Genomic DNA, 14734 nt, shown 5'->3' with positions numbered 1-14734 from the left:
GGTAAATTTTGAGAAAAACGATACTTTTTGACCTTGATGGCACACTCATCGACTCGACTCCTGCTATATTAGATGGCTTTGATACTGCCTTTAAAACCCACGGACAACCTCTGCCGGATCATGAAAAGATAAAATCTTTAGTTGGCTATCCTCTTGATGTGATGTTTGAAGGGCTTGGGGCGCCTAAGGATCTCGTCACTGACTATATCGGAGCCTATAAAAAGCGTTATGAGCAAATTTATCTTGATCAAACGACTCTTTTGGGATCCGCAAAAGATGCGTTAAAGCTTGCGGATTCGTTTGCTGATGTAGGCATAGTAACCACAAAAACATCAAAATTTTCAGCTATTTTATTAAAACATTTAGGCGTTATGCAGTATATCGATATAGTAATCGGCAGAGACGATGTCAAGCGTCCAAAACCAGATCCCGAGCCCGTAAATTTAGCTCTCGTACGGCTTGGTAAGGATAGCGCGGAGCACCGCCAAAACGCCTTTATGATAGGCGATACGCCTATGGATATGCTCGCAGCAAAGGCGGCTGGCGTCACGGGGCTTGGGCTGCTTTGCGGCTACGGGACGCTCGCGGATTTGCAAAAATGCACGGATTTGATATTTGAAAATGCGCTAAAAGCGACCGAGTATGCCGCCGGTTTGTAGGCTTTTATCGTAAAGGCATCGGTATTTAAATTTAACGTTTCGGTGACAACGCCTGCTTAAACACTGTTTGCATTTTTCTTTTTCAAGACGCTTTATGTTGTTTCCGTGCAGGTTGGTTGCAGTGTTGTTTGCTTTTGGAACAAATAAAATTTATAAAGCTTAAATACCTTATTAAAAACAGCGATTGATAAAATAAAGCCGCCGCCGATCGACAAGGTTCGAGTGTATTTTGCGAGGTTAAATTTAAGAAGCGACATTTACATCGCTTTGCCTGTAACTTTTCAAGACACCTTGACTTTGCATCGCGATATGTCAAATTTACCCGCACCTTGATGAAGCGGAGTGTATTTTTACAACTTCGCCGGTGCGGTAAATTTACAAATCTCGCGGAGTAAATTTTACCGATTAGGGCTAAATTTATACTCTGGCATTTTAGTAGATTTTGTATGTCTGTCGATGGGGCAAATTTACGCCCTATCCGCATATGCGATACCCAATCCCCGAGAGATTTTCCACGAGCTCCGGGTCGGTTTTGAGTCTGATTTTTTTGACGACCATGCGCAGGGCTTCGTTGCTCATCGGTTTTTCGTTCCAGACGAAATTTTCGATCACTTCGTAGCTTGTGATCTTGTTTAGGTTACTAACGAGCAGGAAAAATAGCTTCGATTCTATCTTCGTAAAGCTCACCGCTTCGCCGTTTTTAAGCAGCGTTTTGCTCGCCGTGTCGTATTCGTAGATGCCTTTAAGTGAGATTTTATTTTCATATAAATTTTTCGTCGCCATCAGGATGCTGGTTTGTAGCTCCTCGATCTTAAAGGGCTTTCTTAGGTAGTTGTATGCGCCAAGCTCGATGGATGCGAGCATGTTTTCGCTCGTGTCGTATGAGGTCATGATGATGGAGGCTACGTGCGGGGCGCGCTTTTTGATCTCGTCAAGCATCTCAAACCCGTTTAGACCGGGCAAATTTATATCGGTCACGATGATGTCAAAGTCGTTTTTGAAGTATTCGTCAAAGCCCTCCAGCCCGCCAGAGACGCTTTTGATGTGCTTGCAGTAAAACTCAAGCGACTGCGTTATCGCCGCTCTCGTGCCCTCGTCGTCCTCTACCAAAAGCACGGAGATGTTTTTTAGTTTCGAAAGGATGCTCTCATCGATCATCTTTTACCTTTTTTGAAATTTTTAGCATGAAAATCGTCGGATTTTTGCTTTTGACAAGCATCAGATCGCCGTTTAGCTTTTTATTCGCGATGAGCTTTGATATATATAGCCCAAGCCCGCCACCGCCTTTGGTGCTAAGAAAAGGGGTGAAAATTTTATCCCGATACGCCCTGTCTATGCCGTCTGCGTTGTCGATCACGCGGATCTCAAAGTGCGTGTCGTTTTGCCTTATAGACACCACGATCTTGGCGCGTTTTTTGTTTTTGCTAGTTTGCAGCGCTTGCTTTGAGTTTTGGATGAGACAGGCGATGATTTGTTTAAATTCGTTGATGTAGTTTAGGCATGCCGTATCCACTCCGCGCTTTAAATTTATCTTCACTTCTATCTTGCTCTTTTGCGAAAAGAGTATAAAGACGGTCTCTTCGATCGCTTGTTTGATATCAAAGCTTTGCGGGCTAGCTTCGAAGCGGTAAAAATTTTTAAATATATCCATCGTATTTGCCATATAATCGATGTTGCTAAGCGATCTTTTTATATTTTCGTAAAAGACCTCGTCGCTTAGCTTGCCAAGCCTCTTAAACTGCACCAAATTCCCAAGGAAAATTCCGAGTGAATTTAGCGGCTGTATCCACTGGTGCGAGATCGCCGCGATCATCTCGCCAAGCTCCGCCATCTTGGTTTGTTGAAAGAGCATCCGCTCGCTTTCTTTGTCTTTTTTGTTGTAAAAATACATAAGCAGCAAAAATGAAACGGCACTCGCGACGTAGATGGCTAAATTTATGATAAATTGCTCGTTTATCTTTTTATAGATGTCCTTTTTAGGCGTTTTTGCGACCAGGGTCAGCTTCGAGTTTTCGATGGGATTAAATGTTAAAATTTCATCGTTCGTTTCGTAGTTCGAGGTTTTTAGGATGTCTAAATCCGGCACGTCAAATTTAGCCTTTGTAAGCTCGAATTTGCTATCGGGGTGAAGCAGGATGTTGAAATTTTCATCTATTAAAAATATAAACCCGTCATCAAGGCGCAGGTCTAAGATCTCGTTTTTTATATCGCTAAACGATAAGATCCCGCACAAAACGCCTTTTAAAACTTTACCCTCTTTTATGCTCTCGCAGATGGAAATGACGCTGATTTGAAGTCCCACATCCACATACGGACGCGTGATGTAAATTTTATCTTCGCGCGCAGTGTTTATATACCACGGGCGCAGAGTCGGGATGTAATCAGGCGGTCGGTTAAAAATTTTACCCGAAATGGTAACGTTGTTTTCATAGCCTGCATAAACGCTTGAAAAATTCGCGATCTCTTGGCTCTTTTCAAATATATCTTTTATCGTGGCTTCGTCGCGCACGGGGTCAAATTTAGCGATGAGAGAATTTATAGCTTGCAGGCTCGATTTTTTATTTTCGAGCCATTTTTCGATCCTGGAGCTCGAGCTTTTTAGTATGCTTAGCTGCTCGTTTATCAAAATTTCTTTTGCAAACGAGCGGTTAAGCGTGTAGTTTCCTACCATCAAAGATAGGAAAATAACGGAAAAGATAATGAAAAGCTTGTTTTTAGAAAACATTTTATCCTTTATTTCTTATCGTCCTCCCAGTTTCCGACAGGGGGATTTTTGATCTCGTAAAGAATTTTACCCAAATTTTTATGACCGACGTTTTTGTGGCAGCCGACACAGCTGATTTTGTTCGCATCCTGCGCTTTAAATTCCGCATAAATTTTATGCATATCGTTTATGTTTTGATTGGTGGAATTTATGTCGAGGATCCTCTCGTGACAGCTAACACAACCGCTATCATACACAAATTTAGCTCTATTTTTCCTGTGCTCTTGCCAGTCCATTTTGTCCGCGTCGTTAAATATCATGTGCGTTACTTCGTTAAAGCCGTTAAGACCTTTTTGAAATACGTAGCTCACGTAGCTATCGTGCGGCAAGTGGCAATCCACGCATTTTACTTTTACGCCCTTGCGGTTCGCGCCGCCATGCTTGCTGTGCTGATACGCCTGCACCATCGGATCCATCCATTCGTGGCAAAGCGTGCAGAATTTATCGTCGCCGGTGCTGTGAACGAGCGCATTGCCGCCAAAAAATACCACGAACGCAAACAGCGCCAAAAGGCAAATTTTTATAAATAAATTTTTCATCGCTTCTCCTTTATGGCACCAATATTTTTTTCATCGTCTCTTGCGAATGGCACATCACGCAGTAGTTTTGCGAAGGCTTGTGCGACTTGTGGCAGATGTTGCAGTCCATGTTCGGATAGTGCGGGCTAGCATGCACGTTATCGTCATATCCCAGATGTCCGCTGCGCTCGGCTAGCTTTTCGTAGCTTTTGTGGCAGCTTAGGCATTCATTCGTGCTAAGAGCTTTGTAGTCTTTGGGGTCAGCTTCCTTGTGGCAGTTTGCACAGGTGAAATTTAGCCTTTCGTGGTGCTCTTTGATCGGATAGTTTTGCTTCGTGTATTTGCTGGCGTCTAAATTTTGAGCGAACAAAGCCGCGCCGAAGCAAAGAGTGAGTGCTAAAAATATCTTTAAAATTTTTAGCATTTTCTCTCCTTTTTGGCCAAATTTGCAGCATTTCTGCCGGCGATCCTGCCAAATACCAAACAATCGGGTATCGCGCAGCTGCCAAGCCTGCTAGCCCCGTGCGGTCCGCCCACCGCTTCACCCGCGGCAAAGAGCCCGGCGATCGGCTTATTGTCTTTGTCATAGACTTGCGCCTCTTTGTCTATCACTACGCCGCCCATAGTGTGATGAACCTTTGGTAGCGCTTGCCACGCGTAAAACGGCGGCTTTGTAAGATCCGGGATCATGCCTTTAAATTTAAAGAAAGGCTTGCCAAACTCCTCGTCCTTTTGGTTATGAGCGTATCTGGTGTAATCATCAATCGTCTTTTTAAGCCCGTCATACGGGATTTTATAAAATTTAGCCAACTCCTCTATGGTGTCAAACACGCGGATGACCTTTTTGTGGATGCCGCGATACACATTTGCCTTTGTCGTGCCCTGCGCGCCGATACTATCGCAGATGACGACGGGGTGAGTGAGGCTGCCGTCGGGGTTTTTGTGGATTTTAAGTATCGCATCCGAGCGGATTTTACGGTCGGCTAGCTCGTTGATAAATCTTTTCCCCGTCCTTGCGTCGACCATCACGCCGTAGCTAAACGCAGGAATGGCAAACACCGGCGCGATACCAAAGCCCTTTTCGTCCGGGCTGCCCCAAGGCCCAAGCTGTATCCAGTTTAGATCCACGGTCGCCGCGCCGTTTCTCATCATCGTTTTTAGCGCGTATGCCGTCGCTCCGTAGTGGTTCGTGCAGTCAAGATCGGCGGTGAGCTTGGGATCGATCGTTTGTCTAAATTTGACGTCGTAAGAAAAGCCGCCGCTTGCCATCACGATACCGCCGTTGATTTTGTAAAATTTGACTACGCCGCTTTTGTTATCCGCCTCGTCAAATAGCGGATCGAATACGAAGTCGTAGTTTTCTCTGACCTTTGCGCCGATGATCTTACCGCTCTCATCCCTGACAAAATCGTCTAAAATCACGCGCGTGCGGATGGTCGCGCCGTTTTTCATCGCGTATTCTTGAAGCGGGATGGTGATCTTGCCGCCCGAGTTTATCTCCGGCCAGATCGTGCGCGGCACGCTGTGTCCGCCAAACTGCCCCAAGGCGTCGCGGTAAAAAACACCCTTTTTAAGCGTCCATTCGTATGCGTCGTTGCCGTTTTTGGCGATGACCTCAACCAGATCCATCCTGTTTAAATTTAGCCCCGCCTTTAAGATGTCCTTGACGTAAAGCTCGTAGGAGTCCTCGATATTTCGTTCTTTTTGAAATTTCGACCCCACGACCGCTATTGCTCCGCCGTTGATCGCCGAATTCCCGCCAAGAACGGGCATCTTATCGATCATCAGCGTCTTTGCGCCCTCGTCTAGAGCTTGACAGGTCGCCGCCGAGCCCGCAAAGCCCGAGCCAACGACAAGCACGTCCCACTCCTCGTCCCATTTTATATTTTCCGCGCTCTCGTTCGCACCGGCAAACGTCGGTATCGCCGCTGCCGCCGTGATACCGCAAAGAGCGCCTAAAAAATCTCTTCTGCTTTTCATTTCGTTACCTTTTTCCTTAATTCGCCTCTTTGGCTAAGTATGGATTAAAATTTGCTAAGCATTTTTTACACAAACCACCCATACCTGCCAAAATAAAAAACATTAAATTTTAAAAACTATACGTCAGCCCCGCGCCGATTTGCGTTAAGCTCGGATAGCCCGGTTGCGCTTTAAACACCTGATCGTATATGACAAACGCTTTTAAATTTTCCATCAACGGATAGCTAGCCCATACGCTCACCTCGTGCTGTTTGTAGTTTTTATAGTCGCCGCCTTTTAGCTTGTATTTGGTCGTACCTGCAAGCACGGTCAAATTTAGCTTTTCTATGCTGGTATCAACCATCGCATAAAGCGTCCTCGCGTCACGCTCATACATCACGTCGCCCTCCTCAAACGGCACGATGTGATCGCCGGTTAAATTTAAACTTCCCCAGCCGATAGCTTTACCCGAGCGCGCGTAGCCAAGCGTAAATTTATGCTCGTTAAATTTCGCGTATGCGGTCGCTTCAAACATCTTGCCATCGTCTTTTCGCTTCTTTTCGTCGCTTTGAGCGTAGTGGATCATACCGCCCGCGCTAAATTCCTCGCTGATATGCCCGTCATACATCAGCTTGCCGCCAAGGGCGGAAAATACTTCGCTCGCGTAAAGCCCGTAAATTTTAGCGCTTAGCCCGTCCGTAAATTTATACGTCGCCCCGGCATTAAACACGCCGCCATGCTCTTTGTTGCGGCTGGTAAAGCCCCACATCTCTTTGTGTGAAGCCCTGCCCTGAGCGCGCGTGTAAAAGCCCTCTAACGTCAAATTCGAAATGGAGTTATTCACGATGCTAACGCCGTCGTTGTATCTGCCAAGCCAGTCGCTATACATATTTTGGCGCCCGACCTTTACGACCGTATCGAAGGCGTTATATTCAAGATATAGCTGCGACATCAAAAAGCGGTCGTTCTCGTAAATCCTCTCCGTGCTATCTCCCGTGCCGTGAAGCGTTTTTTGATTTCTATGTCTTTCATAAAGTGGCGCCGCACCGCGAAAACCGACTACGGCTTTAAAATTTTGATAGTAATCGCTCTCATATCCTAGTCCTACCGAGCCCACGACGTAAGAGGTGTTGTTGTAATATAAATTTTTATTGCCTTTGTTGATGTGGCGGCCTTCGGAAAATGCCGTTACATCGCCGCTTGCCTTGCCGTTTTTAAGTGCATCTGCGAGAGTATCGCTACCGGCTAACGCCGCACATGCGATAGCGCTAAGTAAAAATAACTTTTTCATTTCGCCGCCTTTTATTTATACGCTTTTAAAAATTTAGCCGAATTTCTAAAATCTTCCGTCAAAACGCGGTCCGTATCCATAAATTTAACCGCCTTACGATATTCGTCATATAGCTTTTGCGTTGCCGGCGAGAGCTTTAAATTCGGATTTTTAGCCTTGCGTAGGTCGATGGCTTGGGCTGCGTGGATGAGCTCCATACCCAGGATGTAATAGTAGTTGTCGATCTGCTTTTGAAGCTTTTGCATCACAAACGGCGCATTCGTCGCGACATCCTCGATATTTCCGGCGACCGGAACGTAATCAAGTGAGGCGGGATTTGCTAAAAATTCATTCTCTCCTGCGAGGCTAACGAAAGGCTTTTGCATCGCGCCAAACGCATGCACGGTCTTGTCAGTGCCTAAAAAGCGGCTTAGATGAGTGAAATTATCATCCGAAAGCTTGATGGTGCGCAGGCTAGAAGCCTTTGAGTTGTGAGCTAGCACGATGGAGGCCTTTTCAAACTCCACGACCCACAAAAGCGGCTCGAAATTTGACGTAGGCACGACTGCGCCGTCCTTTGTAAAGAGTTTGCTTTCTTGAAATTTTGTATTCGCAGGCTTATCTCCGATAAAAATTCCGGGATTATCGTCGGATGAATTAAGTTGAATTTTCATCAAATTTTCCAAGGTTTCAATGCTGCCTTTTAAACTTGCAAAAAAGTATGACGCGTCGCGGTAGCTAAGCGGATCTTGCAACGCTCGCTCGCCGTCCTCGTCCCACAAATAGCTGTCTTTTAATATCTCTCTCATCTCCTTTGCGGTCGCCTCAAACTGCGGGAAAGGTCTTAGGCTGGCGGCTTCTTTTGAAAATGGAGCGACGTTGCCGTTTAGAGCTTCAAGACTTAGCGCAAACACTAGCTTTGATACTTTTAACACTTGCTTCATATCTTCTAGCGCTATCATGCCAAGCGCGGCTGAGTAGGCGTTCGAGCTTAAGATCGAGAGGCTGTCCTTTCCAAAAGGAGAGAGTTTTTTAAGCCCGGCACGTTTTAACGCCTCGGCGGCTTGCATCTTTTCGCCTTTGTAATACACATACCCTTCGCCCAGCATCGCAAGCCCGACGTGCCCTAGGATCGTGATGTCGGCTTCGCCCATCGAGCCGCGGCTTGGCATAGCCGGGATGATGTCTTGATTTAAAAATTCTTTATACAAATTTATCACGTCTTCTTGCACGCCCGCACCGGCAAACAGCATGTTATTTAGCCTTGTGGCAAGCACCGCGCGAGCCGTAGCCAGCGGCATATCCTCATCCACACCGCCACAGTGCGCATGTATGAGCCCGATGTTAAACGCAGTAGAAGCCTTGATGACCTCGGAGTCTAAATTTCCTTTCGCATCGACGAATTTTTTATCTTTATTTAGCCCCACGCCAACGGTCAGTCCGTAAATTTTCTGTCCGTCCTTTGCGGCGTCAAGCAAAATTTCATGAGCTTTTCGCGCCTTTTGCATCGCTTTTTTATCGATTGCGACCTTGGCTCCGTTTGAAATTTCCACGATCTGAGCCGGAGTTACGTTTTCGCCGTTTAATACGACATCCCGGGCGTTTATACTTAACGCCAACACAGCTGCTAATGACAAGCATTTAAGCATTTTCATTTTGATCCTCCTAAAAAATTTTACGTAATTTTAAAAAAATATAATTTCTAAAAAGTAATTTTTTTGTTAAATTTAGATTTTATGTGTTGTTAAAATGTTTATATTTGCCGGGTTTAAATTTCTAAATTTGATTTTGAAGCGTTTATTTTTGGGATTTTGTCGGTTTGTTTAAATTTGTCGCGACTAAAATTTGCAAAATTTAAAGCTATTATGAAAGAAAAATATTTTTGAGTGCGTGTAAAATTTATTATTTTCTCTGCTACCCGCACCGAAGCGAAGCGGTTCGTGCTTTGCGAGTTTTGTAAAGGACAAGGGCTGAAAATAATTGGCGCAAAGGCGGAGAAACTACGACTTCGCGCCTGATTCTATCGTTTAACGAGACGGACAAGAAAGGCGGTGCAATCAAATTTCACAAAGTTAGCGGGCTAAATTTACATCCCCAAAGCAAATTTATCCCTTTGCGGCAATAAATTCAAAGCCAAATTTACCCTTTGCCGGCGGGTTTAAATTTCCGCAGTGCGGCGCAAAACAAAACCAGTCCGCACGCTCCAAATACCGCTCCCGCGTCGCCTACACGCGCTAGCCCAAGGTGCGTCATCACCTGATGCCCTATGAGCGCGCCACCGCCGATGCCGATGTTATAAATCGCCGAATATATCGACATCGCCACGTCCGTCGCCTCTGGAGCTAAATTTAGCACCTTTATCTGCATACTTAGCCCGATGCCGGAGATCCCAAGCCCCCAAACAAAGGCTAACAGCAGCATTTGCGTCTCGTTTTTGATGAGCAAATTTAGCGCCAGCAGCGAAGCCGTGATAAAGAGGATCGAGACTATCAGAAAGCCGTTTGGTATGAGTTTGTAAAATTTGCCAAAAAGCAGGCTCGCCACGATGCCTGAAAAGCCAAAAATCAGCAAAAATATCGTGATGAAGCCACCCCCGTTCGCGCCAAGCTGCTTGATAAAGGGCTCGATGTAGCTATACGCCGTAAAATGCGCGCTCACGATGAGCACCGTAAGGGCGTAAAGCGTCATCAAAAGCGGCTTTTTGGCTAGCAGCGGCAGGCTTTTGAGCGAGCCCGCGCGCCTGCTTGGCAAAAGAGGCAAAATTTTATAAAGCAGCAGCGTTTCCGCCGCCGCAAACGCCGCAAGCAAGCCAAACGTGACGCGCCAGCCAAAGGTATCGCCCACGACGCGCCCAAGCGGCAGCCCCAGCACCATCGCAAGCGACGTGCCAAGTGCGAGCAGTCCGATTGCTTGCGAGCCTTTGTTTATCGGCGCGACCCTGACGGCGAGCGATGCGGTGATCGACCAAAATATCGCGTGCGAGGCGGCGATACCGATACGAGCGAGTACCAGCACCCAAAAATCCCACGCCACGGCAGATAAAACGTGACAGGCGACGAAGAGCAAAAATACGTTTAAAAGCAGCCTTTTGCGCTCCAATTTCGCGGTCATCAGCATGAAAGGTAGCGACAAGATCGTGACCATCCACGCGTAGATCGTGATAATGAGCCCGGTGTCTGAAACCCGCATGCTAAAATCGCTCGCAATATCGCTAAGTAGGGCGACAGGAACAAATTCGGTGGTGTTAAAGATAAATGCGGCAAATGCAAGCGCGATGACCCTAAAATAGGCGATACGATGAACGTTTATCATTAAAATTTTTCCTTTTGAAATGTCTATTTTAGCAAAATTTATGATGGGCGAGGGTGGGAATTTGGGTTGTAAATTTTTGGATTTGACGCGGTGTTGTAAATTTAAGTGAAGTGTAAAAATTTAAGATGCGAGCAAGTAGCGAAAAGCGGACGCTGGTTGTATCCGCAAATATGCGCGTTATTCCATTATTATTTTTTCAAGGAGAGGAATGGTGTTTCTACTTGCGGAAGAACGCGACCAGCGTTCGAGTATCGCCCCTTTCCGCCCTTGCCATTTTTCGCTCACACGACAGACACTGCTCGTGTCTGCAAACGTGTTCGCTCACTGCACGCCTAAGAGGTTGCATTCGTGCCTGACGGCGCTGCAACGTTAAATTTAAAAATTCACAGCAAATAAGATTTGCGAAGCGTTTAGTATATTAAACATTTACCAAAACAAAGTCCAAATTTAAACCTAAATTTGCACTTACCTTTTATCAAAATCGTCCGAAAGCAAAATTTTAAATTCGCGTCAAAATCCCTAAATTTTGGACTTTGCTAAATTTACAAAACGCTAAATTTTAAAATCACATCGGCGCGTTAAGGTAAATTTTTAGGATTTAATCTTATAATTAAAGATTTTCAAAATAGGGCAAATAATGAGTAAAATAATGAAAACTATGGACGGAAACGAGGCTGCGGCGCACGCGGCTTACGCATTTACGGAGGTCGCAGGCATCTACCCGATCACTCCTAGCTCGCCGATGGCGGACTACACCGATATGTGGGCGGCTCAGGGCAAGAAAAATCTATTTGGTATGCCCGTTAAAGTCGTCGAAATGCAAAGCGAGGGCGGAGCTGCGGGCACGGTGCATGGCTCACTGCAAGTAGGCGCACTGACCACGACCTACACGGCTTCGCAGGGCTTGCTTTTAAAGATCCCAAATATGTATAAGATCGCGGGGCAGCTGCTGCCTGGCGTCATCCACGTTAGCGCGCGCTCCTTGGCGGCTCAGGCGTTATCGATCTTTGGCGATCACCAAGACATCTACGCCTGTCGCCAAACGGGCTGGGCGATGCTAGCTAGCGGCTCGGTGCAAGAGGTGATGGATATCGCGGGCGTCGCTCACCTTGCCGCGATAAAGGGGCGCGTGCCGTTTTTGCACTTTTTTGACGGCTTTCGCACGAGCCACGAGATACAAAAAGTCGAGGTGATGGATTATTCTCACTTTGATAGGCTTCTTGATAAAGACGCGGTGCAAAAATTTAGAGACGAGTCGCTAAATCCAGAAAGCCCAAAAACCCGCGGCACAGCGCAAAACGATGACATCTACTTCCAGACAAGAGAGCTTAGCAATCGCTTCTACGACGCCGTGCCTGACATCGTGGCGGAGTATCTGCGTGAAATTTCAGCTATAACCGGACGCGAGTATAAGCCCTTTAACTACTACGGCGATCCTGACGCGACGCGCGTTGTGGTGGCGATGGGTTCGGTGACGCAGACACTTGAAGAAGTGGTCGATCATCTACGCGCAAAGGGCGAAAAGGTGGGCGTCATCAAAGTGCATCTCTATCGTCCGTTTAGCGTGAAATATCTCTTTGATGTGATGCCAAAAAGCGTGCGAAGCATCGCCGTGCTAGACCGCACGAAAGAGCCCGGTAGCCTGGGCGAGCCGCTATATCTTGACATCAAAGCGGCATTTTACGGACGCGAAAACCAGCCCGTGATCGTGGGCGGCAGATACGGTCTAAGCTCAAAGGACGTTGATCCCGCACAAATGCTGGCCGTGTTTGAAAATTTAAATTTAGAGCGACCAAAGGACGGCTTTACCGTCGGTATCGTCGATGATGTGACATTTACATCATTACCTGTCGGGGAGAAAATTTCACTAAGTGACGAGAGCGTCAAAGAGTGCCTATTTTACGGACTTGGCGCGGACGGCACGGTCGGAGCGAATAAAAACTCCATCAAAATCATCGGCGACAAGACCCCGCTTTACGCGCAGGCGTATTTTGCCTACGACAGCAAAAAATCAGGTGGCTACACGCGCTCGCACCTACGCTTTGGTAAAAACCCGATCCGCTCGACCTACCTCGTCTCAAACCCGCATTTTGTCGCCTGCTCGGTCGCGGCGTATCTTGACATCTACGACGTGATCGGCGGTATCAGACAGGGCGGAACGTTTCTTTTAAATTCCATCTGGGACGCGGCTGAAACTGTGGCGAAGCTACCAAATAAAGTAAAGAAAATTTTAGCCCAGCGAAGCGTAAATTTTTACATCATCAACGCCACCAAACTCGCCCGCGAAATAGGGCTCAAAAACCGCACGAACACGATCATGCAGTCGGCGTTTTTCAAGCTTGCAGACATCATCCCTTTTGAAGACGCGCAAAAATACATGAAAGAATACGCCCACAAAGCCTACGCCAAAAAGGGCGAAGCGATCGTGGAGATGAACTACAAGGCGATCGACGTGGGCGCTGACGGACTGGTGAAGGTCGCGATCGATCCTGCGTGGGTAAATTTAAGCGAGGACAACCATAGCGGCGTGAGTGCGTATAGGGGCAATAAATTTATCGAAAATATCGTTAAACCGATCAATGCCGCGCAGGGCGACAGCCTGCCGGTCTCGGCGTTTTTGGGTTTTGAGGACGGACATTTTGAAAACGGCTCGACAGCTTACGAGAAGCGCGGTATCGGCGTCATGGTGCCAAAGTGGATCGAGGGCAACTGTATCCAGTGCAACCAGTGTGCCTTCGTCTGTCCGCACGCGGTCATCCGCCCGTTTCTCATCAATGACGAGGAGTTAAATTCCGCCCCGCAAAGCGTCAAAGATCACGTCCTGGACGCAAAAGGCAAAGAGCTCAAAGGGCTAAAATATAAAATTCAAGTCAGTCCGCTTGACTGCACCGGCTGCGAGCTTTGCGCGCAAAACTGCCCGAGCAAGGAAAAGTCGCTCGTGATGGTGCCTCTTGGCGAGGAGCTTGATAAAAACGAGCAAATTAGCGCTGATTATTTATTTAAAAATGTGAGCTACAAAGACGATCTCATGAGCAAAGAAAGCGTGAAAGGATCGAGCTTCGCACAGCCGCTGTTTGAGTTTCACGGAGCGTGTCCGGGGTGCGGCGAGACGCCATATATCGGGCTCATCACGCGCCTTTTTGGCGAGCGCATGATCGTGGCAAACGCCACAGGATGTAGCTCTATTTATGGAGGTAGCGCGCCTAGCACGCCATACACGACGAACAAAGACGGACACGGCGTGGCGTGGGGAAATTCGCTATTTGAGGATAACGCCGAATTTGGCATGGGTATGAACGTAGCGGTCGAGACCATCCGCCACCGCATCGAAGACATCATGCTTCGCACCAAGGATGCCGTGCCAAACGCACTCGCCGCACTTTACACCGACTGGATAAATTTCAAAAACGACGGCGAAAAGAGCGCGCAGATCCGCGATATGCTAGTTAAAATTTTAGAGCAAAATTTGGGCGCTCCTGGCGTGCGCGAAATTTTAAGCCTCAAAAAATATCTCGCCAAAAAATCGCAATGGATCATCGGTGGCGACGGCTGGGCGTATGACATCGGCTTTGGCGGGCTAGACCACGTGCTAGCAAGCGGTGAAAACGTCAATGTGCTGGTGCTTGACACAGAGGTGTATTCAAACACAGGCGGTCAAAGCTCCAAATCAAGCCGCGCTGGCTCGATCGCGCAATTTACCGCCTCGGGCAAACCGATGCAAAAAAAGGATCTGGGCTACATCGCGATGACCTACGGCAACATCTTCGTCACGCAGATAAACTCCAACGCCAGCCAAGCAAACACGATAAAAGCGATCATGGCGGCGGAGGCTTACGAAGGTCCAAGTCTCGTCATCGCCTACTCGCCGTGTATCGCGCATGGTATCAAAGGCGGCATGGCGCACTCTGGCGGACAGGGTGAGCTAGCGACGAAGTGCGGCTACTGGCCGACCTACACCTACGACCCGCGCCTCATGAAAGAGGGCAAAAATCCTCTGAAAATGACGTCAAAAGAGCCTGACTGGACGCTTTACGAGGAGTTTTTGCTAAACGAGGTGCGCTACAACTCGCTCAAAAAGACAAACCCCGAGCACGCAGACGAGCTACTACGCAAAAATAAAGAGGACGCCAAACGTCGCTACCGCCAGCTAAAACGCCTTGCAATGGCTGATTTTAGCGATGAGGTGGAGCAAGAAATTTCTGCTGACGCGCAGACGAGCGAGACCGCTACCGACATGGCGGTAGAGGCGTAA

10 protein-coding genes are annotated in these 14734 nt (G+C 47.4%); 2 read left to right on the top strand and 8 right to left on the bottom strand.

From position 1 onward, the window contains the following. Positions 1-8 precede the first annotated feature (8 nt). The gene (locus HMPREF1139_RS07060; protein ID WP_009650682.1) at positions 9-659 is read left to right on the top strand and encodes an HAD family hydrolase; all 651 of its coding nucleotides are present in this window, start codon (positions 9-11) and stop codon (positions 657-659) included. 474 nt (positions 660-1133) lie between these two features. Here HMPREF1139_RS07060 and HMPREF1139_RS07055 read toward each other — a convergent pair whose 3' ends face one another. The 8 genes from HMPREF1139_RS07055 to HMPREF1139_RS07020 form a co-directional block, all read right to left on the bottom strand. Continuing rightward, positions 1134-1817: a response regulator transcription factor gene (locus tag HMPREF1139_RS07055; protein ID WP_009650748.1), complete on the bottom strand. Its 684-nt coding sequence runs from the start codon at positions 1815-1817 to the stop codon at positions 1134-1136. Continuing rightward, positions 1807-3384: a sensor histidine kinase gene (locus HMPREF1139_RS07050; RefSeq protein WP_009650698.1), complete on the bottom strand. Its 1578-nt coding sequence runs from the start codon at positions 3382-3384 to the stop codon at positions 1807-1809. Before HMPREF1139_RS07050 ends, HMPREF1139_RS07055 begins: the two co-directional genes overlap by 11 nt. Positions 3385-3392: 8 nt before the next feature. Beyond that, positions 3393-3962, bottom strand: a complete 570-nt coding sequence (locus HMPREF1139_RS07045; protein WP_009650662.1) for a cytochrome c3 family protein — start codon at positions 3960-3962, stop codon at positions 3393-3395. A gap of 10 nt (positions 3963-3972) precedes the next feature. Next, the gene (locus HMPREF1139_RS07040; protein ID WP_009650671.1) at positions 3973-4365 is read right to left on the bottom strand and encodes a cytochrome c3 family protein; all 393 of its coding nucleotides are present in this window, start codon (positions 4363-4365) and stop codon (positions 3973-3975) included. Next, complete coding sequence (locus HMPREF1139_RS07035) at positions 4359-5921, bottom strand: flavocytochrome c (RefSeq protein ID WP_009650716.1); 1563 nt, start codon at positions 5919-5921, stop codon at positions 4359-4361. Before HMPREF1139_RS07035 ends, HMPREF1139_RS07040 begins: the two co-directional genes overlap by 7 nt. A 109-nt stretch (positions 5922-6030) precedes the next feature. Beyond that, positions 6031-7191: an Opr family porin gene (locus HMPREF1139_RS07030; protein ID WP_009650672.1), complete on the bottom strand. Its 1161-nt coding sequence runs from the start codon at positions 7189-7191 to the stop codon at positions 6031-6033. Positions 7192-7202: 11 nt separating this feature from the next. Continuing rightward, on the bottom strand, positions 7203-8825 hold the full coding sequence (locus HMPREF1139_RS07025) for an HAL/PAL/TAL family ammonia-lyase (protein ID WP_009650705.1): 1623 nt from the start codon (positions 8823-8825) through the stop codon (positions 7203-7205). A gap of 484 nt (positions 8826-9309) precedes the next feature. Then, a complete protein-coding gene (locus tag HMPREF1139_RS07020) occupies positions 9310-10482 on the bottom strand; it encodes a sugar transporter (RefSeq protein WP_009650667.1) in 1173 nt (390 codons plus the stop codon). Positions 10483-11119: 637 nt separating this feature from the next. On the opposite strand from HMPREF1139_RS07020, the gene nifJ reads away from it, so the two are divergent. Continuing rightward, complete coding sequence (gene nifJ, locus HMPREF1139_RS07015; protein ID WP_009650761.1) at positions 11120-14734, top strand: pyruvate:ferredoxin (flavodoxin) oxidoreductase; 3615 nt, start codon at positions 11120-11122, stop codon at positions 14732-14734.

The sequence above is a fragment of the Campylobacter sp. FOBRC14 genome (assembly GCF_000287855.1).
Classification (GTDB): Bacteria; Campylobacterota; Campylobacteria; order Campylobacterales; family Campylobacteraceae; genus Campylobacter_A; species Campylobacter_A curvus.
Note: the sequence above shows the minus strand (reverse complement) of the source record. Positions and strands in the feature narration are given on the sequence as shown.

What these genes read in the sequence shown, in the direction of transcription:
- HMPREF1139_RS07055 (WP_009650748.1), bottom strand. Translation starts at nt 1,817, where the DNA reads ATGATCGATGAGAGCATCCTTTCGAAACTAAAAAACATCTCCGTGCTT.
- HMPREF1139_RS07050 (WP_009650698.1), bottom strand. Translation starts at nt 3,384, where the DNA reads ATGTTTTCTAAAAACAAGCTTTTCATTATCTTTTCCGTTATTTTCCTA.
- HMPREF1139_RS07045 (WP_009650662.1), bottom strand. Translation starts at nt 3,962, where the DNA reads ATGAAAAATTTATTTATAAAAATTTGCCTTTTGGCGCTGTTTGCGTTC.
- HMPREF1139_RS07040 (WP_009650671.1), bottom strand. Translation starts at nt 4,365, where the DNA reads ATGCTAAAAATTTTAAAGATATTTTTAGCACTCACTCTTTGCTTCGGC.
- HMPREF1139_RS07035 (WP_009650716.1), bottom strand. Translation starts at nt 5,921, where the DNA reads ATGAAAAGCAGAAGAGATTTTTTAGGCGCTCTTTGCGGTATCACGGCG.
- HMPREF1139_RS07030 (WP_009650672.1), bottom strand. Translation starts at nt 7,191, where the DNA reads ATGAAAAAGTTATTTTTACTTAGCGCTATCGCATGTGCGGCGTTAGCC.
- HMPREF1139_RS07025 (WP_009650705.1), bottom strand. Translation starts at nt 8,825, where the DNA reads ATGAAAATGCTTAAATGCTTGTCATTAGCAGCTGTGTTGGCGTTAAGT.
- HMPREF1139_RS07020 (WP_009650667.1), bottom strand. Translation starts at nt 10,482, where the DNA reads ATGATAAACGTTCATCGTATCGCCTATTTTAGGGTCATCGCGCTTGCA.
- nifJ (WP_009650761.1), top strand. Translation starts at nt 11,120, where the DNA reads ATGAGTAAAATAATGAAAACTATGGACGGAAACGAGGCTGCGGCGCAC.